General features: G+C 72.1%; 16 protein-coding genes. 3 read left to right on the top strand and 13 right to left on the bottom strand.

Features of this window, described 5'->3' with window-relative positions; translation table 11 throughout:
- Positions 1 to 353 precede the first annotated feature (353 nt).
- The 3 genes from ABZ910_RS21995 to ABZ910_RS21985 all read right to left on the bottom strand — a co-directional run bounded on the left by ABZ910_RS21995 (position 354) and on the right by ABZ910_RS21985 (position 4,214).
- Entirely contained in the window at positions 354 to 1,820 is a 1,467-nt protein-coding gene (locus ABZ910_RS21995; RefSeq protein ID WP_361367568.1) for a GuaB1 family IMP dehydrogenase-related protein, read from the bottom strand.
- Between the two features lie 229 nt (positions 1,821 to 2,049).
- Complete coding sequence (gene fabG / locus ABZ910_RS21990) at positions 2,050 to 2,811, bottom strand: 3-oxoacyl-ACP reductase FabG (protein ID WP_361367565.1); 762 nt, start codon at positions 2,809 to 2,811, stop codon at positions 2,050 to 2,052.
- Between the two features lie 23 nt (positions 2,812 to 2,834).
- Positions 2,835 to 4,214: an MFS transporter gene (locus tag ABZ910_RS21985; RefSeq protein ID WP_361367562.1), complete on the bottom strand. Its 1,380-nt coding sequence runs from the start codon at positions 4,212 to 4,214 to the stop codon at positions 2,835 to 2,837.
- Between the two features lie 223 nt (positions 4,215 to 4,437).
- Between ABZ910_RS21985 and ABZ910_RS21980 the strand changes: the two genes are divergently transcribed.
- Complete coding sequence (locus tag ABZ910_RS21980; RefSeq protein WP_361367559.1) at positions 4,438 to 5,247, top strand: IclR family transcriptional regulator; 810 nt, start codon at positions 4,438 to 4,440, stop codon at positions 5,245 to 5,247.
- A 71-nt stretch (positions 5,248 to 5,318) separates the two neighbouring features.
- On the opposite strand, the gene ABZ910_RS21975 is transcribed toward ABZ910_RS21980, so the two are convergent.
- Positions 5,319 to 6,734, bottom strand: a complete 1,416-nt coding sequence (locus tag ABZ910_RS21975) for an amino acid permease (RefSeq protein WP_361367556.1) — start codon at positions 6,732 to 6,734, stop codon at positions 5,319 to 5,321.
- Positions 6,735 to 6,930: 196 nt separating this feature from the next.
- Between ABZ910_RS21975 and ABZ910_RS21970 the strand changes: the two genes are divergently transcribed.
- The gene (locus ABZ910_RS21970; RefSeq protein ID WP_361367553.1) at positions 6,931 to 7,824 is read left to right on the top strand and encodes a MurR/RpiR family transcriptional regulator; all 894 of its coding nucleotides are present in this window, start codon (positions 6,931 to 6,933) and stop codon (positions 7,822 to 7,824) included.
- A 22-nt stretch (positions 7,825 to 7,846) separates the two neighbouring features.
- On the opposite strand, the gene ABZ910_RS21965 is transcribed toward ABZ910_RS21970, so the two are convergent.
- From ABZ910_RS21965 to fmt, 7 genes are all read right to left on the bottom strand, one after another.
- A complete protein-coding gene (locus ABZ910_RS21965) occupies positions 7,847 to 9,112 on the bottom strand; it encodes an aminotransferase class I/II-fold pyridoxal phosphate-dependent enzyme (RefSeq protein ID WP_361367550.1) in 1,266 nt (421 codons plus the stop codon).
- 129 nt (positions 9,113 to 9,241) lie between these two features.
- Positions 9,242 to 9,586, bottom strand: a complete 345-nt coding sequence (locus tag ABZ910_RS21960) for a barstar family protein (protein ID WP_361367547.1) — start codon at positions 9,584 to 9,586, stop codon at positions 9,242 to 9,244.
- On the bottom strand, positions 9,583 to 10,038 hold the full coding sequence (locus ABZ910_RS21955; RefSeq protein WP_361367544.1) for a ribonuclease domain-containing protein: 456 nt from the start codon (positions 10,036 to 10,038) through the stop codon (positions 9,583 to 9,585). The genes ABZ910_RS21960 and ABZ910_RS21955 overlap by 4 nt, the downstream gene beginning before the upstream one ends.
- A 40-nt stretch (positions 10,039 to 10,078) precedes the next feature.
- The gene (locus ABZ910_RS21950) at positions 10,079 to 11,122 is read right to left on the bottom strand and encodes a sugar-binding domain-containing protein (RefSeq protein ID WP_361367541.1); all 1,044 of its coding nucleotides are present in this window, start codon (positions 11,120 to 11,122) and stop codon (positions 10,079 to 10,081) included.
- A gap of 78 nt (positions 11,123 to 11,200) precedes the next feature.
- Positions 11,201 to 11,887, bottom strand: a complete 687-nt coding sequence (gene rpe / locus ABZ910_RS21945; RefSeq protein ID WP_361367538.1) for a ribulose-phosphate 3-epimerase — start codon at positions 11,885 to 11,887, stop codon at positions 11,201 to 11,203.
- A 145-nt stretch (positions 11,888 to 12,032) separates the two neighbouring features.
- Positions 12,033 to 13,451 (bottom strand): transcription antitermination factor NusB, encoded by a 1,419-nt coding sequence (locus tag ABZ910_RS21940; RefSeq protein ID WP_361367535.1) that lies wholly within the window; start codon positions 13,449 to 13,451, stop codon positions 12,033 to 12,035.
- 276 nt (positions 13,452 to 13,727) lie between these two features.
- Positions 13,728 to 14,660: a methionyl-tRNA formyltransferase gene (fmt, locus tag ABZ910_RS21935; RefSeq protein WP_361367532.1), complete on the bottom strand. Its 933-nt coding sequence runs from the start codon at positions 14,658 to 14,660 to the stop codon at positions 13,728 to 13,730.
- Between the two features lie 298 nt (positions 14,661 to 14,958).
- On the opposite strand from fmt, the gene ABZ910_RS21930 reads away from it, so the two are divergent.
- Positions 14,959 to 15,501, top strand: coding sequence for a hypothetical protein (locus tag ABZ910_RS21930; protein ID WP_361367529.1), 543 nt, complete (start codon positions 14,959 to 14,961; stop codon positions 15,499 to 15,501).
- 100 nt (positions 15,502 to 15,601) lie between these two features.
- On the opposite strand, the gene ABZ910_RS21925 is transcribed toward ABZ910_RS21930, so the two are convergent.
- Positions 15,602 to 17,749: a primosomal protein N' gene (locus ABZ910_RS21925; protein ID WP_361367526.1), complete on the bottom strand. Its 2,148-nt coding sequence runs from the start codon at positions 17,747 to 17,749 to the stop codon at positions 15,602 to 15,604.
- A gap of 129 nt (positions 17,750 to 17,878) precedes the next feature.
- Positions 17,879 to 19,087 carry a methionine adenosyltransferase gene (gene metK / locus ABZ910_RS21920; RefSeq protein WP_361367523.1) on the bottom strand — a complete coding sequence of 403 codons (1,209 nt, stop codon included), beginning with the start codon at positions 19,085 to 19,087 and terminating at the stop codon, positions 17,879 to 17,881.
- Positions 19,088 to 19,108 lie beyond the last annotated feature (21 nt).

Here is a 19,108-nt window from a genome sequence, read left to right as displayed (position 1 = left end):
CTGCCGGTCAGGGCCGCGGGGACCGGCGGCACCCCTGCGCGGGCAGGGTCCGACCGAGCGGGTTCCCCGCCACGCCACGTATTGCGCAGCACCCTACGAGCCACGCCTTCGCGGACGTAATGGAGCGGTCTTGCGCACCCCCGCAAGATCGTTGCGTTCATCCGGCGTGGGTGTCCATTCGTTGCGCGCGGACTTCGGACCGTTGCGCAAGGGCCCGCATACGCCACTTTCCGGCCGACTCTCCAGCCGGCTTTCCCACCGGCTTTCCCACCGCGTCCGTCCGGTATGCGAAACAGCCCCCGCCGTCCCGGTGGTGAGGACGACGAGGGCCGTACGCGGAGGGGAGGCGAGGCTCAGCTCCAGCTGGCGTGCAGCGGCTGGCCCTCGGCGTACCCGGCCGCGCTCTGGATGCCGACGACCGCCTTCTCGGTGAACTCCTCGAGGGAGGAGGCACCGGCGTAGGTGCAGGAGGAGCGGACGCCCGCGATGATCGAGTCGATCAGGTCCTCGACGCCCGGGCGGGTCGGGTCGAGGAACATGCGGGAGGTCGAGATGCCCTCCTCGAACAGCGCCTTGCGGGCACGGTCGTACGCCGACTCGTCCGAGGTGCGGTTGCGCACGGCGCGGGCCGAGGCCATGCCGAAGGACTCCTTGTAGGGGCGCCCGTCGGCGTCGTGCTGGAGGTCGCCCGGCGACTCGTAGGTGCCCGCGAACCACGAGCCGACCATCACGTTGGACGCACCGGCCGCGAGCGCCATCGCGACGTCGCGGGGGTGGCGCACACCGCCGTCGGCCCACACGTGCTTGCCGTACTTCTTCGCCTCGGCGGCGCACTCCAGGACCGCCGAGAACTGCGGCCGGCCCACGCCGGTCATCATGCGCGTGGTGCACATGGCGCCCGGTCCGACACCGACCTTGATGATGTCCGCGCCCGCGTCGATCAGGTCCTTGACGCCCTCGGCGGAGACGATGTTGCCCGCGGCGATCGGCACCTTGGGGTCGAGCGCGCGCACCGTCCGGATCGCGCTGATCATCGACTCCTGGTGGCCGTGCGCGGTGTCGATGACGAGCGTGTCGACGCCCGCGTCGAGCAGCTGCTTGGCCTTGCCCGCGACATCGCCGTTGATGCCGACGGCGGCGGCGATGCGCAGCTTGCCGTTCGCGTCGGTCGCCGGGGTGTACAGCGTGGCGCGCAGGGCGCCCCTGCGGGTGAGGATGCCGGCGAGCCTGCCCTCGGCGTCGACGGCGGGGGCGTAGCGCCGGTTGGCCGCGTCGAGGGTGTTGAAGGCCTCGCGCGGGTCGATGTCCGCGTCGAGCAGCAGCAGGTCGCGGGACATGAGCTCGGTGAGCTGGGTGAAGCGGTCGACGCCGGTCAGGTCCCGGTCGGTGACGACACCGATCGGCCGGAAGTCCTCGTCGACGACCACACCGGCGTTGTGGGCGCGCTTGGGCAGCAGGGCCAGCGCGTCGGCGACGGTCTGGTGCGGGGACAGCACGATGGGCGTGTCGAGGACCAGGTGACGGCTCTTCACCCAGCTGATGACATCAGTGACGACGTCGATCGGAATGTCCTGCGGGATCACGACGAGACCGCCGCGCCGGGCGACAGTCTCGGCCATGCGCCGCCCCGCGATGGCGGTCATGTTGGCCACCACCAGCGGAATGGTCGTGCCCGAGCCGTCCGGCGAGCTGAGGTCCACTCCCTGACGGGAGCCCACCGCGGAGCGGCTCGGCACCATGAACACGTCGTCGTACGTCAGGTCGTAGGGTGCGGTAGAAGACGACACAAGCCGACCGGTACCCGGCTCCAGAAAACGCATGACACCACTTTTTCAAGGTGATACGGCGCAGGTCACTGCCACGAAGACACGACAAAACGCCCTCATCCCCGTTGGTTTCTCCAAGCAGAAGAGGAGGGGCCGCGCGATGGGGCGGAAACACCTGCCTTACGACCAGATACTACCCGGAGGCATGTCCGGAACGCGGGCCCGCGGGCCCGCGCACTGGTGGTCGCCCTTGCGGTACCACCAGCGACCGGCGGGCGGGACGTCAGGCGAAGTACTGGCCGCCGTTGATGTCGACGACCGTTCCGGTGACGAATTCCGCGTGCTCCGAGGCGAGCCACAGCGCGGGGCCCGCGACGTCCGCCGGGGTTCCCGCTCGGCCGGCCGGGATGCTCGCGATGGTCACAGCCTTGGACTCCTGGGTGGTGAAGGTGTCGTGGAAGGGGGTCGCCTCGATGAAGCCCGGGGCCAGCGCGTTGACGGTGATCCCGCGAGGGGCCAGCTCCTTGGCCAGGCTGCGTGTGAATCCGAAGACCGCCGCCTTGGACGTGGCGTAGGCCAGGGCGCCGGGGTGACCGCCGGTGTGCCCGGCGAGTGAGGCCACATTGATGATGCGGCCCTGAGGATTCGTCATGAGGGCCAGCGCGTGGCGGGTGAAGAGGAACGTGCTGTCGAGGTTCACCGCGAGCACGGTGTGCCACAGCTTCAGGTCGAGTTCGTCGATGCCCGCCCGCTGCACGAGACCACCGACATTGTTGACCAGGATGTCCAGGGTGCCGAACTCCTCCCGGACTACGTCCAGGGCCTCGGACACCTCGGTCTCGGAGGTCGCATCGAGGGACAGCAGCACCGGATCGCGCCCGGACGCGCGGGAGAGCGCCTCCACCAGTTCCGCGTCCGGCTCGTGGGTGCGGTAGGTGACGGCGACCCGCGCCCCCTGTTCCGCGAATCGCAGGGCGATGCCCCGGCCGATGCCGACGCCTCCCCCGGTGATCAGCGCCGTCTTGCCTTCCAGCAGTTTCGTCAAGGGTTTTCCTTTCATGGGGGTGATCACCGGGCCGGTGCCGCGGCGGATGCCGCCGCCGGGACCTCGGCGCCGACGGCAGGGGCGGTCCCCTCGGGGCGCTTGCGGGCGTAGAGGTGGACGACCAGCGCGGTGGCGGCGAGACAGCCGGCGAGGAAGAGCAGGGCGATGCGCATGTCACCGGTGCCGCTCTTGATCAGGCCGACGAGGTACGGGGCGACGAAGCCGCCGATGTTGCCCAGCGCGTTGACCAGGCCGAGCCCGGCGGCCGCGGCGGCCCCGGTGAAGGCCGCGGCCGGCATGGCGAGGAACGGGGCCACGGCGGAGTAGATCCCGCCGGCGGCCACGGTGAGGGACACGAGGGCGAGCACCGGGCTCAATGGCAGCAGGAACCCGGCGCCGACCAGGCCGACTGCCGCGGTGACCATGCTGACGCTCGCGTGCCCGGCGCGTCGGCCGGTGCGGTCGGCCCGCTTGCTCCAGTAGTAGACGAACGGCACGGAGACGGCGTACGGGATCATGACGACCAGACCGAGCTGGGTGCTGCTGAAGTGGCCCAGCGCCGACACGATGGTCGGCAGCCACAGCCCGAGGCCGTAAATGCCGCAGACCATGCCGAGGTTGAGCAGCCCGTAGACCAGCGCGCGGCGGTCGCGCAGGCCGGCCAGGAACGGGCGCCGGGCGGGTGACGCGGTGGCCGTCTGCTCGGCCTTCATGGCCTTCACCAGCCACGCGCGTTCGTCCTCGTGCAGCCAGGTCGCCTGCGCGGGCCGGTCGGTGAGCAGGAGCGGGGCGAGCAGTCCGAGGACGACGGCGGGGGCGCCCTCGATGAGGAACATCCACTGCCAGCCGTGCAGCCCCCACACGCCCTCGAGATTCAGGAGCAGTCCGGAGAAGGGGGCACCGAGCGCGTTCGCCACCGGCTGCGCGAGGACGAAGATCCCCAGTGCCGTCACCCGCTGGGCCGCGGGGAACCAGAGGGTGAGGTAGAAGAGCACGGCCGGGAAGAACCCTGCCTCCGCGGCGCCCAGCAGGAAGCGGACGGTGTAGAAGGACGTCTCGCCGGAGACGAAGGCCATCACGCAGGCCATCACACCCCAGCTGACCAGGATCCGGGCCAGCCACCTGCGTGCGCCGAACCGGTACATGCCGGCGTTGCTCGGCACCTCCATGAGCACGTAGCCGATGAAGAAGATGCCGGCTCCGAGCCCGTACATGGCGTCGGTGAGGCCGAGGTCGCTTCCCATGCCGGAGCGAGCGAAGCCGACGTTGTTCCGGTCCAGGTAGGCGACGAAGTACAGCGCGACGATCACCGGCAGGACGCGTCGCCTGACCTTGCGCAGGGTGCGGTCGCCGATGTCGCCGGGATCGCGGGTCGGGGGCTGTTCGGGTGTGGCGTGGAACATCGTTGTCCCTTTCGGCTCGTTTCCGAACCGGCACCGGGCCCCGGGTCCACCGGCTCGACTCCGGAGGAAGCTACTTCATGCGCACACCCTGTGCAATAGTTGCACTCGAATCCGCGGCGAGCGGCTCCGGAGACCGTCGGGAGGATGTCCGCCGCTAAACTCGGCCGGTAAAAGCCATGGATGTGCCGTCGGCGCAGCCCTTGCCCGTGAGAGGACGGTCGCGATGTCCCAGACGGTGAGCAGGGCGATCGACGTCCTGGAGTTCTGCAGCAAGCGCCCGCGCGAGCTACGGGAGATCGCCGAGCTGTGGGGCGTGCACCGGACCACCGCGCTCAGGCTCGTCCAGACGCTCGCCGCGGGCGGCTTCGTCCGCAAGGACGAGCGGGGCCGGTACGGCGTCGGGTTCCGGCTGGCCGCGTTGGCGGAGTCGGCCCTGGAGCAGTTCGACCTGCGCACGGTCGTGCACCCGTACATCGTGGAACTCGGCGAACGCGTGGGCCACACCGTCCAGTTCGCGGTCGTGCAGGGGTCGCACATCGTCTATGTCGACAAGATCGAACCGCCCGACTCCATTCACCTCAACACCCGGATCGGCGGCTTCGTCGTGGTGCATACGGCGGGCGTGAGCAAGGCGATCCTGGCGAACCTGGCGCCGGGCGAGCGCGACCGGATCCTGTCCGGCGTGACGTTCGAGAAGTTCACCGACACCACGCTGGCGTCCCGTAAGGACTTCGAGGAGCGCCTGGAAGCGTGCCGGTCCGCCGGATGGGCCTACGACGACGGCGAGTACGAGTCCTTCTCCAACTGCGTCGCCGCTCCCGTGTGGGACCACGCCGGCCGGGTGGCGGGCGGCATCTCGATCACCACACTCAAGGCGCAGGCCGATCTGACCGCCCTTCAGAAGCTGCTCCCTGCCCTCTTGGAGACGACGGCGGCGATCTCCGCGGAACTCGGCTGGCGGTCGTCGTCCGAGGACGCCTCCGGCGCGGACTCGGCGGCGCCCCGCGCGCACGAAGCTCCGTACGCTCAGTGAGCGGTGCGCGCGAGCCCTCTCGGGCATCGCGCGCGACAGCATCGGCGACCCGCGGCGGGCCGAGCGGTGGCTCAGCCGGCCTGCGCGCGGGCCCGCCTCAGGCGCGAGGGGGCCTGGCTGTGGCGCCGCTGGTGGACCAGGCCCGCGACGACGGCGACGACGGTGACGGCGAGGGTGAGCAGCAGTGACCTGCGGCTCGTGGCGCTGAAGGCCATGCCGGTCATGATGGCGAGCAGCCCGGCGAGGACCAGTGCGTCGGCGTAGGGGTACCACCACATCCTGACGGGCATCAGCTGCGCTATCGCCCACTCCATCCCGGCCCGGAACCGCAGATGGGTCAGCGTGATGGCCAGGTAGATGACCACCGCGATCGAGCCCGAGGACTGCAGGAGGAAGTCGAAGACCGTGCTGGTGGGCAGGAAGTAGTTCGCGACGACGGTGAGCAGTCCCCCGCTGGAGGCCAGGACGACGGCGAGGACCGGAGCGCCGTTGGGAGCGGTGCGGGTGAGCAGGCGGGGAGCCTCGCCGCGGCGGGCCAGGCTGTGGACCATGCGCGAGGAGGAGTAGATGCCGGAGTTGAGGCAGGACAGCACCGCGGTCAGCACGATCACGTTCATGATCGTCCCGGCGTAGGGGATGCCGATCCGTTCCAGAACGGCGGCAAAGGGGCTCGCGGTGACCGCGCCGGTGTTCCACGGCATGAGGGTGACCACGACGGCGATGGAGCCGATGTAGAAGAGAAGGATCCGCCACACGACGCTCCGCATGGCCTTCCGGACGGCATGCACAGGGTGCCTCGCCTCACCGGCGGCGACGGTGACGGCCTCGGTGCCGAAGTAGGAGAAGAAGACCACGAGGGTCGCCTGGAGGACGGGAAGCCAGCCCTTGGGGGCGAACCCGCCGTGCCCGGTCAGGTTGCTCAGCCCCGGGGCGGGCTGCGAGGGCAGCGCACCGAGGATCGCGGCCAGGCCGAGCAGCAGGAACACCGCGATGGCGGCCACCTTGATCATCGCGAACCAGAACTCGAACCCGCCGAAGGACTCGACACGGCAGAAGTTCACGCCCATCAGGGCCACCATGACGACCAGCGCCGCGAGCCAGGTCGGCACCGACGGCAGGAGCTGGTGGACGACGGCGGCGCCGGCGATGGCCTCGAAGCCGATGACCACGCACCAGTGATAGGCGTACAGCCATCCCACGGACAGGCCCGCCCAGGAGCCGAGTTCACGCCCCGCGTAGCTGGAGAAGGAGCCCGTCTCCGGCTGGGCGGCGGACATCTCCGCCAGCATGCGCATGACGAGGACGACCAGACCGCCGATCGCCGCGTACGCGACCAGCACGGCCGGCCCCGCCTGCTGGATCGCCTTGCCGCTGCCGACGAAGAGGCCCGCGCCGATGACACCGCCGATGGCGATCATCGTCATCTGCCGGTTCCCCAGTGCGTTGCGCAGTTGGGCCGAGCTGTGACTGCTGGAGGGTGCACGCACATGGGCTCCTGTGGTGGCGGTGCGAGGCCGGGGTGTCACCGGCGCCAGAATGCAACAAAATTTGCGCCCACAGATAAACAGACAACTTAGCTTACATCAAGGCCCGTTGCACGGTCCCCACACCCGCGTGGCCCCAGCTTCGGCCGGAGGGCGCCCGGGAGCCACACCCGCACGTCGAACAGGGCAGAATCCCCGCATGGCGTCCACATCTCAGCCCGCTCCGCGGACATTCGACGAACTTCTCGCCGAGCTGCGCCGGCGAGGGACTTCGCTGACCCCGTCGCAGCGGCGACTGGCCGATCGCGTCATGGCCGACCCCGAAGGGGTGGCGTTCATGACGGTCTCCGAACTCGCCTCCGCCGTGGGCGTCAACGAGGCGACCGTCGTCCGGTTCGCCGCCGGCCTCGGCCTGGAGGGGTACCCCGGCCTGACCCGCCTGTGCCGGCAACAGCTGCGTGAACAGGCCCAGTTGCTGCACCGCTACCACAATCTGGAGCAGCTCACCGCCGAGGGCGGCGACCCACTGGAGCGGGCCGTCGCACTCGACCAGGCCAACATCGCGCGCACCTTCGCGCGGGTCCCCACCGCCGCCTGGCAGGAGGCGGTGTCCGCTCTGGCGACGTCGTCCCGCGTGTACGTGATGGGACTGCGCAAGTGCCACGCCCCGGCGTACCTCATGGGCTATCTCCTGGGCATGGTCCGCGAGGAGGTGCACACCGTCACGGGCACGGCCGGCAATCTCGCCGACGAGCTGCTGCGCGTCGGCCCCGACGACTGTTTCGTCGCCATGTCCATCCACCGCTACAGCGCCGACACCGTGAAGGCACTGAACTGGGCGCACCAACGCGGCGCCCGCTGCCTGGCGTTGACGGACAATCCGGCGTCGCCCCTGGCCCTGGCGGCCGATCACACCTTCTACGTCGACGCGGCCGGACCCTCCGTACTGCGCTCCCTGACCGCCTTCGTCTCCCTGGTGCAGGCGCTGGCCACGGGCGTGGCACAGGAGCGGGGCCTGGAGGCACGCTCGGCCCTGCTCCAGGAGGAGGAACTCCTGGAGCAGTTCGGGGTCTACATGCCCTCCGAGGGCTGACGCGGGCCGACGGCCTCAACCCTCAGCTTTTCGCCCCGAGTTGGGGCACGAGCGCGCCCAGCGCCTCCCGCAGGTGGTCGAGGGAGCCGGAGATCCAGGGCAGCGCGAGGGGGTCGTCGCTGCGCAGGGCCTCCCAGCGCTCGTCGGCGGAATCTCCGTACAGCAGGCTGGTGGCGACCCGGGCCCGCAGACCGCGCGGCGCGTCGCCGAACGCCTCTCCCGCCAGCACGCCCACGCCGTGTCGTTCCAGCAGATACGACGCCAACTCGGCGCCGGTGGTGATGCCCTGGTCGGCGAGGGCGGCACGGGCCGACTCGAAGTCCGGGTAGAGATAGAACCCCGCCCGAGGGGCGCGGCAGAGGGCACCGGCCCGCACGAACTCGGCGTGCACGGCGCGGGCGACCGTGGCGTGCAGACGGCGCGACGCGGCGATGTGCCCTGTCACCTCCGGGGGGTCGGCCAGCACAAAGGCGGCGGCCGCCTGCATCGGCGCGGCGAGGCTGGACCACACCTCGCTGGCGACGCCGATCACGTCGCGCAGTACGCGCGCGCCCCACGCGTTGTCCGGCACCCGGGCAAAACCGGTCCGCCAGCCGCCGAGGGCCATGGACTTGCTCAGGCCGGTGGTGACAAGGGTGCGCTCGGGCAGGTGCGAGGTCGCACTGGGGGCGCGATGTCCGTCGTGGCACAACTCAGCGTAGATCTCGTCGGAGACGACGGCGAGGCCGTGCCGATCGGCGATGGCGCACACCTCCCGCAGGTGTGCGGGCAGGGCGACGGTACCCGTGGGATTGTCCGGCACGGTCAGCAGCAGCACGCCGGGGTTCGCCCCTGCGGTCCGGGCGCGCGTGAGGGCCTGTTCGAGCAGGGCGGGGTCCGGGATGCCGCCGGACTCGGCCGGGACCGGGACGCCGATGACGCGCTTGTTCACCAGAGCGGCCTGGGCGGCATAGCTCACCCAGGCCGGACAGGGCAGCACCAGATCGCCGGGCAGTGCCGCCAGCAGCGCGAACAGCAGAGCCTTGCTGCCGGGGGCGAACAGGACCTGGTCGGGGCCGGTGGGCAGTCCCCTGCGGGTGAACCAGCCGGCCGCCGCCTCCCGTGCCTCGTACGAGCCCACGACGGGCCCGTAGCCATTGCGCGCCGCGGCCCCCGCGAGGACGGCGGCCACCTGCTCCGGGACGGGCAACCCGGCCTCGCCGAAGCCGAGGTGCAGCACCTTCTCGCCCGCGGCCTTGCGCGCTCGGACGGTTTCGTCGATGGCCAGGGTCGCCGAATGCACGGTCACGGGCGTCCACTCTCCTCGCAGGGGTGCAGGGGGTGCCGATGAGCAATGATAAGTGCATCACATATCGACAGTGCAATTTGATTTGCATACGAAGGGAGAGGGCAAGCCCGCCTGCTCAGGCGCGAGCGATCAGACGATGGCGAGGACGATCGCCAGTGTCGAGTCGTACTCCTGCTGGCGCCCGGCGACCGACTCCAGGGCCTGCTGGGCGTTCTCCCACTCCTCGGGCTGTGCCTTCGCGAAGTCCCGCCAGCCGATGACCACCATCAGCCGGCCCGGCCCGGCCGGTCCCCAGCCGATGTCGCCGCAGGCGTCCACGAACGCATCCCAGTTGCGCCCGAAGTCCTTCGGCAGATTGAGGACGGTCGTGACACGGTCCATGAAGCCGTCCTTGTCCGTGACGCCGGAGAGGTCGAGCGGGAGGACCTTCCAGCCGGCCGAACGGACCGCCTCGGCGAGGGTTGCGTGAGTCATTTCAGCACCGCCTTGAACGAGTTGTAGTGATCGTCGGTGTAGTAGAGCTCGCTGCCCTGCCCGGTGACGAAGCGCCGGGCTCCCCGGTCGTCCCGGCCCGGGGTCCTGACCGTGTACTCGTGGTAGTAGCCGCGGGGGTGCAGCGGCAGGTGCCGCTCGAAGTTGCGGAAGACGGCACCGTCCGCGACATAAGGAAAGGGCCCGCCCCGGTCGATGAGGGTGACCGTGTGGCGGGCCTCGGCGGGGAGCCGGGACAGGAGGACGGTCGGCAGGGAGCCGACCCAGGACGGGACCGAGGACGTGGCGCGGTCGCTGGCCGCGGGGCGCGCGCCCGCCGAGGTCGCCGTACGCGCAGCCGGGGTCGTCGTACTCGTCGAGGCACAGCCCGTCAGCAGGACCGCGCCGCACAGGAGCAGCCCCGCGAGCGCACGGGGGCCGGACCGCAGCAGCATGATGCCGATGCTGTCACGGCCGCCCCCGTGCGGCGCGCTGTCAGACGCCGTCCGGGTCCGCCCGGCTGAGGGCGGGGCGCGGCTTCGGTCCGGCGGTCAGCAGGTAGTCCGCGGCCGAGGTGTCGGTCACCAGGCTGGTGACGAGCCCGGAGCGCAGCACCGCGTCGATCGCGGACGCCTTGCGCTGGCCGCCCGCGATCGCGACGACCTCGGGGATACGGCGGAGCTGGTCGGCCTTGACCGTGATGCACCGCTCCCCCAGGTCCCGGCCCACCCGGCGGCCCTCGCCGTCGAAGAGGAGGGCGGACATCTCCGCGGCGACACCGAGCGAGGCGTAGTGCGCGCGCTCCTCGTCGCTGAGCATGTCGTGCACCGTCGAGATGCCGGGCTCCCAGGAACCGATGGAGACGCAGGCGACCGTGACCTTGTCGAAGTACTCGAAGGCCCGGGCGATCCCGGTCTGGTTGCGCAGGGCCGCCGCGGTGGCCGCGTCCGGCAGCAGCATCGGCGCGTAGATGGGGTGTGCGTCGCCGCCCGACACCTGGGCGGCGCGGCGTACAGCCTCGACGGAGCCTCGCTCGGCGGTCCCGGCGTCGTACACACCGGTCAACTGCACGACCGTGCACGGCGGCAGCCGGTCGAGCGCCGCCGCCATGTGGATGGTGGAGCGGCCCCAGGCCAGGCCGAGGACGTCCCCTTCGTTGACGAGCTCGCCGAGCAGGTCGGCGGCGACCTCGCCGAGGTTCTCGGGGTCGGGGGTCTCCTCGGCCTCGGCCGGGGACTCGACCACGACGGCGTGCCTGAGGCCGTACCGGGCGCGGAGCGCGTCGGAGCGCTCGGCGTCCAGTTCGGCCGGCACGCGGATCTCGATGCGTACGAGATCCCGTTCGAGAGCGGTTTCCAGGACCCGGGCCACCTTGAAGCGGCTGACCCCGAACTCCTCCGCGATCTGGATCTTGGACTTGCCCTCGAGGTAGAAGCGGCGGGCCATGGCCGCCGCCTGCACCAGCTCGGCGGGTCCCATCCGCATGGCTGACCGGCCCGCCGACATACCCGACACGGCGTTCTCCTCACTGCTGTTCACACTCTGGATTCGCCGTCCATCCTTGCAGATCCGGCGCGCTTGATCAGCCCTGATGGGCGCCGTTCACGTAGCTGTGGCTCAGTGGCCGCATGCCCAGGATGCCTGAGCAGTGGCCGCCTCCGCCTGGCTGCGCAGCGCACGTACCGCCTCGGCCGGGTCCTCGGCTCCGTACACCGCGGATCCGGCGACGAAGACGTCCGCTCCCGCGTCCGCGCACCGCTCGATGGTCGATACGGAGACACCCCCGTCGACCTGCAGCCAGAGCTCGAGACCGTGCTTGTGGATCAGCTCACGGGTGCGGCGGATCTTCGGGAGCATGAGGTCGAGGAACTGCTGGCCGCCGAAGCCCGGTTCGACCGTCATGATCAGCAGCATGTCGAGCTCGGGGAGCAGTTCCTCGTACGGCTCGATGGGCGTCGCGGGCTTGAGCGCCATGGAGGCGCGGGCCCCCTTGGCGCGGATCTCGCGGGCGAGCCGGATCGGCGCCCCGGCCGCCTCGACGTGGAAGGTGACGGACGAGGCACCCGCCTCGACGTACTGCGGTGCCCAGCGATCGGGGTCCTGGATCATCAGATGGCAGTCCAGCGGGATGTCCGTCGCCCGGGCCAGCGACTCCACGACCGGCACGCCGAGCGTGAGGTTCGGGACGAAATGGTTGTCCATCACGTCGACGTGGAGCCAGTCGGCCCCCTCGACCGCCTTCGCCTCGTCCCCGAGGCGGGCGAAGTCGGCTGACAGGATGCTGGGATTGATCTGCGCGGCCATGTCCCAAGCCTGCCATGCCCCGCCGGGGCGGGCCGAGGCAGGGCCGGGGTGGTGGGGGCTGTACGTGAGGCTGCGGACCGGTGGGTGCCGGTCGCGCGGTTCACCGCGCCTCCGGACAGGTCGGCTGCCCCCTCCCAGCGGCGCTTCAGCCGGTTCTGCGGATCAGGGCCAGATACATCGCGTCGGTGCCGTGCATGTGCGGCCACAACTGGATGTCGGGGCCCTCGCCGAGCGCGGGTACGCCGGGAAGGAGCGGGCGGGCGTCGATCAGTTCTGCGTCCTGGTACTGCTTGAGCACGTCCCCGACGACCGCACGGGTCTCGGCGAGGTGCGGCGAGCAGGTGGCGTAGCCGACGACTCCGCCGACCCGCACCGAGTCGAGCGCGGTGCGCAGCAGGGCCCGCTGGAGCGGAGCGAAGCTGTCCAGGTCCTCCGGGCGCCGGCGCCAGCGGGCCTCGGGCCGCCTGCGCAGCGCGCCGAGACCGGTGCACGGCACATCCATCAGCACGCGGTCGAAGGTGCCGGGGCGCCACGGCGGCCGGGTGCCGTCGGCGGCGATGACCTGGTACGGCCCCGGGTTGCCGTCCAGCGCCTTGGCCACCAGGCCGGCCCGGTGCGGCTGCTTCTCGGAGGCGAGCAGCGCGGCCCCGCGTTCGGCGGCGAGGGCGCCGAGCAGCGCGGCCTTGCCGCCCGGTCCCGCGCAGCCGTCGAGCCACTTCTCGTCCGGGCCGTCGATCGGCGCGTTGGCCAGTGCGAGGGCGACCAGCTGGCTGCCCTCGTCCTGCACACCGGCCCGGCCCTCGCGGACGGCCTCGATCAGGCCCGGCTCCCCGCCCTCGGTGAGCCGCACGGCGTACGGCGACCAGCGCCCCTCGACCGCGGCCTCCTCGCGGAGCAGCTCGTCGGTGGTGGACCGGCCCGGCCGGGCGACGAGGGTGACCTCGGGCCGCTCGTTGTCGGCCTCCAGCAGGTCCTCGATCCCGGCGCGCGGGCCGCCGAGCGAGTCCCACAGCGCGGAGACGACCCAGCGGGGGTGCGAGTGCACGACGGCGAGGTGGTCCTCGGGGTCCTCGTCGTAGGGCGGTGCGACCTTCTCCAGCCAGCCGTCGAGGTCGTCCTGGGCGACCTTCCGCAGCACGGCGTTGACGAACTTGGCGCGTCCGTCGCCGAGGACGACGCGCGCGAGCTCGACGGAGGCGGACACGGCGGCGTGCGTCGGAATGCGGGTACCGAGCAGCTGGTGCGCGCCCAGGCTGAGCACGTCGAGCACCGGCGGGTCGACCTCGCGCAGCGGCCGGTCGACGCAGGCGGCGATGACGGTGTCGTACGTCCCCTGCCTGCGCAGCGTGCCGTACACCAGCTCGGTGGCGAGGGCGGCGTCCCTGGCGTCGAAGTCGCCCTTCTCGCGCGCCTTGCGCAGCAGCGGCGGCAGCACGAGGTTGGCGTAGGCATCCCGCTCGTCGACGGCACGCAGCGCGTCGAAGGCGAGCATGCGGACGGGGTCCTTCTGGGGACGACGGTAGGGCTTGACGGGCTTACGGGGCCGTCGGGACTGCTCGCTCACGAAAAGGTGCTCCGGGTGTAGGAAAGGTGCGAAACCCAGCCTACGTCGCCGCCCGCGCCGCGGGACCGGCGCCGTACGCCGAGCAGCGGCGCCCGGACCGGGCGGGCCACGCACGGACCGGGCACGGACCGGGCGGGCCGGCGCCCGAGCCGGACCGGTCGGCACCGGACCTCGACCGCCGCCGAGGCCCGGCAGACGGTGCCGAGCCTCGACCACCGAAGCCCGACGGGCCGTGCCGCGCCTCAGCCGTCGCAGCCGGGTAGACGATGCCCCGCCTCAGCCGCCGAGGATCTCGTCGGCGGTGATCCGCACCCCGCGTGCCCAATCCGCCGCCCGCATCGGCTTCTTGCCCTGGGCCTGCACCCACAGCAGCTCGACGGCGAACGAACCGGTGCCCACGTGCACGCTGTTCTTGCCGACGGCCATCTGGCCGGGGGCGAGGTCCGTCCGCTCGGGCACGGGCCTGACCTGGATGAGCTTGAGCCGTTCGCCGCGGAAGGTGGTCCAGGCGCCGGGGGCCGGGGTGCAGCCGCGCACGATCCGGTCGACCCGCAGGGCGGGGGCGGCCCAGTAGACCTGCGCGTCCTCGACGGTGATCTTCGGCGCGAGCGTGATGCCGTCGGCCGGCTGCGGTACGGCCTTCAGCGTGCCGTCCTCGATGCCGTCCATGGTCGCGGCGAGCAGCCCGGCGCCCGCGAAGGCGAGCCGAGTGAGCAGATCGCCGCTGGTGTCGGCGGCCCGGACCTCCTCGGTGACGGTGCCGTAGACGGGGCCGGAGTCGAGCCCTTCCTCGATGAGGAAGGTCGAGGCACCGGTGATCTCGTCGCCCGCCATGAGGGCGTGCTGCACGGGCGCGGCCCCGCGCCAGGCGGGCAGCAGCGAGAAGTGCAGGTTGACCCAGCCGTGGGCGGGGATGTCCAGGGCGACGCGCGGCAGCAGGGCGCCGTAGGCGACGACCGGACAGCAGTCGGGCGCGATCTCCTTGAGCCGCTCCAGGAACTCGGGGTCCCTCGGCTTGACGGGCTTGAGCACCTCGATCCCGGCCTCCTCCGCCCGCTCGGCCACGGGGGACGCGACCAGCCTGCGCCCGCGCCCGGCCGGCGCGTCGGGCCGCGTGACGACGGCGGCCACCTCGTGCCGCCCCGAGGCGATGAGAGCGTCCAGGGCGGGAACGGCGACCTCGGGGGTACCGGCGAAGACAAGCTTCATGGGCGAGTGGGAGCCTCTCGGACGGCGTGGGTACGGGCAGCGCACCAGTCTATGACCACGAAGCAAAGCCCGGCCTCGGCGGGAAACCCACCGACGGCGAGCAGGCCTCTCAGGTCGCTCAGCCCCCTGGCCAACCGGAAACAGGTGGTGCGTGGGCGCGAGAGCGGCGTACGCATATGCCCGTACGCCCCCACCCCGTGACCAGCGGAGCGAAAACGCGTTGGTCAAGAAAGAGTTGACCACAGCGGGCCGCGTTCGCGGCCCCATTCCTTTCAACGCCGGCTCGAGAGGCTTGTTCATGGCCGACCACGCAACCCACGACGCCCAGGCCCGGGCCAGCCTGCACTTGCTGGTGCGGGACATCGAGCGGGTCCGCCGGCAGGTGGACGCACTGCGCACCCTCACCGCCCAGTTGGGCAACGTCTACCGCCCGCGCCGCTCCGGCCCCTCCACGGGCTTCGTCGTCTACGGACGCGCCCCGGCCCCGACGGTCCGTCTCGCCCAGGAGCTCCGGGACAGCGTCGAAACGCTGGTCACCGCCGCCGTGGACTTCGACCGCTCACTCGGCTTCTCGTGGGACGCGGTGGGCTCCGCCCTCGGCGTCACCAAGCAGGCGGTGCACCGCCGTTACGGCGCCCGCCGTGCCGCGGCCCAGGCTGCGGCCGAGGCCGAGCGTACGGGCGAGCCGTCGGGCACCCGCACGATCAACGTGAACACCGGCCTCCCCGCGATGCCGACGGTCCCCGCGGCCCGCTCCATGCCGACGCAGCCGAGGGCAAGCACCCCCGCGCTGCGCGAAGAGGCGCGGCCGACGGCCTTCCCCGGCCCGCGCAACGGTTGAACCGCCCTCGCCCCGCACCTTCCTCCGGTCTCACTCTGCCCTCCCGGTACGCGTCCGGGAGGGCAGTCGTATACCGGGAACGACCACGGCCGTCACCGGGTCACCCGATGTCCGGCGGATCGATCCGCAGCCGTACCGCCTCCCCGCTCCCCCGGGCCATCCGCGTGGCCTGCGCCGCCTTCAGCGCGGACGTGAGCGCGGCCCCGCTGCCGGGCGGCACACGGACGAGGGCCCGCTCCCAGTGCTCCCCGGGTGGTGGCGACCCGGGCCGACGGGACTGTCCGGCAGCCGTGACCGGCAGGGGTACGGGCCCCAACACCTCGGCGTCCGGCGGCAGTTCGACGGAACCCAGGAAGTCCGCCACGGCCTGCGGCGTCCCCGACACGGCCGCCATCCGGGACACCGGCGGAAATCCCAGCTCGGCCCGCTCGGCCAACTCCCGCACCGCGTACCCGACGGGGTCCCAGCGCACCAGCGCCTGCACGGGCCGCAGCGTCGGCTCGGCGACGACGACCACCGTCCCGCCCTCCTGCTGCGGCCGGACGAGCGCGCAGGCCTCGATCCACCGGCGCAGCGCGTCCTCCCCGGCCCGCAGATCCGGCCGGCCGAGCATGGCCCAGCCGTCCAGGAGCAGGGCCGCCGCGTAGCCGCCCTCGGCGACGGGCTCCGCACCGGGGGTGCTCACCACCAGAGCGGGCATCCCCGGCACGGTGTCCAGCACCTGCTCGCGTCCCGAGGTCCGCACCGGTACGGCGGGGAAGGCACGCCCGAGCTCCTCGGCCGTCCGCCGCGCCCCCACCACCTGGGCCCGCAGCCGGAACGACCCGCACTCCGGGCAGTGCCAGCCGCTCTCCTCGTGCCCGCACCAGTCGCACCGCAGCGCCTCGGCGCCCTGCGCCTGAAGGGGCCCGGAACAGTGCCGGCACCGGGCGGGCGCCCGGCACTGCGCGCAGGCCATGCGCGGTATGTATCCGCGCCGCGGCACCTGGACCAGCACCGGGCCGTGCTTCAGACCCTCTCGGGCCACCTGCCAGGCGAGCGTCGGCAGCCGGGCCGCCCGGGCGGCCTCGTCCCGCGCGAGATCGCCGTCCCCCACGGTCCGCACCAGGGGCGCGCTCCGCCGTACCTGCTCCCGCCCGGCGACCAGGGGCCGCGCCCAGCCGCTCTCCACGAGCTGCGCGGCCTCGACCGTGCAGCTCCAACTGCCCAGCAGGAAGGCGCACTTGTCCATGGCGGCCCGCAACAGCAGCACGTCACGCGCATGCGGCTGCGGTGCGTGCTGCTCGCTGTGGCTGTCGTCCCCGTCGTCCCAGATGGCGACGAGCCCCAGATCCCGCACGGGCGCGAACATGGCGGCCCGCGTCCCGACGACGGCCCGCACGGCCCCGCGCCGTACGGCGAGCCACTGCGCGTACCGCTTCTCGGGGCCCGCGTCGGCGGTGAGCAGCGCATGCCGCCCCTCGCCGAGCAGCGCGGTCAGCGCGGCGTCCACGCGGGCGGCGGCCCGGCCGTCCGGTACGACGACGAGCGCGCCGCGCCCCGAGGCGAGCGTCGCGGCGACGGCCCGGGCCAGCTCCTCGCTCCACTGCGGGCCGGGCAGCGCGTTCCACACCGCGCGGGGCGTGCCCCCGTGGGCCAGTGACTCGACGAAGGCGGCCCCCTGCTCGTACCGGGCCCACGAGCCGGCGTCGGGGGCCGGAGGGGGCGGCAGCGGCGCGGGCGACGGGCGCTGCTCGGCGCGCGCGCTGCGCGGCGGCACCGCCAGCTGCAGCACATCGGCGAGGCTTCCGGCGTACCGGTCGGCGACGGCCCGGGCGAGGCCCAGCAGTTCCTCGCTCAGCACGGGTTCGGGCGAGACGACCTGGGCCAGCGCGGCCAGGGGCCCCGTGTAGTCGGAGTCGGCCCGCCGCTCGATCAGGAAGCCGTCGATGAGGCCCCCGCCCTCGCGGCGCCCGTCCCGCACCCGGTGCCGCCCGGCCCCGAAGCGCACCCGCACGCGCACGCCGGGCTGGGCCTGCTCGTCGAGCTCCTCGGGGACGGCGTAGTCGAAGTACCGGTCGAGATGGAGGACGCCCTTGTCGACGAGCACCCGTGCCACGGGCAGCTCCTTGGCCAGCGCGGCGCCCCGCCAGGTCCGCGGCTTGGCCCGGGGCACCTTCGCGTCCCGCACGCTCTCCCGGATGAGCGCGAGCTGCTCCGGCGGCGCCCCTTCGGCCCCGCGCTCCCCCTGCCCGTTCTCGCTGCTCACGCTTGCATTCTTACCAAACGGCACTGACAACCGCGTGCGGTGCCCGCGGGCGATCGGCCCGCCCCGCGCACACGCCGAGGCCCGGCTCCCCGAAGGGAACCGGGCCTCGGTGCGAGCCGAACGCGGGGCTTACAGCCCGACGGCCTTCTGCAGCGCCTCCACGCGGTCCGTGCGCTCCCAGGTGAAGTCGGGAACCTCACGGCCGAAGTGGCCGTACGCCGCGGTCTGGGCGTAGATCGGGCGGAGCAGGTCGAGGTCGCGGATGATCGCGGCCGGCCGGAGGTCGAAGACCTCGTCGATCGCCTTCTCGATCCTCTCGGTCTCGACCTTGTTGGTGCCGAAGGTCTCGACGAAGAGGCCGACGGGCTCGGCCTTGCCGATGGCGTAGGCGACCTGGACCTCGCAGCGGGAGGCGAGGCCCGCGGCGACGACGTTCTTGGCGACCCAGCGCATCGCGTACGCGGCCGAGCGGTCCACCTTGGACGGGTCCTTGCCGGAGAAGGCACCGCCGCCGTGGCGGGCCATGCCGCCGTACGTGTCGATGATGATCTTGCGGCCGGTGAGGCCGGCGTCGCCCATCGGGCCGCCGATCTCGAAGCGGCCGGTCGGGTTGACCAGCAGGCGGTAGCCCTCGGTGTCCAGCTTGATGCCCTCGTCGAGCAGCGCCTTGAGCTCGGGCTCGACGACGAACTCGCGAATGTCGGGCGCCAGCAGCGACTCCAGGTCGATGTCGCTGGCGTGCTGCGAGGAGACGACCACGGTGTCGAGGCGGACGGCCTTGTCGCCGTCGTACTCGATGGTGACCTGCGTCTTGCCGTCCGGGCGCAGGTAGGGGATCGTGCCGTTCTTGCGGACCTCGGAGAGGCGCTTGGACAGGCGGTGCGCGAGGAAGATCGGCAGCGGCATCAGCGTCGGCGTCTCGTCCGACGCGTAGCCGAACATCAGGCCCTGGTCGCCCGCGCCCTGCTTGTCGAGCTCGTCGTCGTCGCCCTCGACCCGCGACTCGTACGCCGTGTCGACACCTTGGGCGATGTCGGGCGACTGCGAGCCGATCGACACCGAGACGCCGCAGGAGGCGCCGTCGAAGCCCTTCTTCGAGGAGTCGTAGCCGATCTCGAGGATCTTGTTGCGGACCAGCGTCGCGATGTCCGCGTACGACTTGGTCGTGACCTCGCCGGCCACGTGCACCAGGCCGGTGGTGATCAGCGTCTCCACGGCGACCCGGGAAGACGGGTCCTCGCGCAGAAGCGCATCGAGAATGGTGTCGCTGATCTGGTCAGCGATCTTGTCGGGGTGACCTTCGGTCACGGACTCCGAGGTGAACAGGCGACGGGACACAACGCTCCCTGGGGTTGCAGC

It is taken from the genome of Streptomyces sp. NPDC046805 (genome assembly GCF_040645355.1).
GTDB lineage: Bacteria > Actinomycetota > Actinomycetes > Streptomycetales > Streptomycetaceae > Streptomyces.
This window is presented reverse-complemented; position numbering and strand designations above follow the sequence as displayed.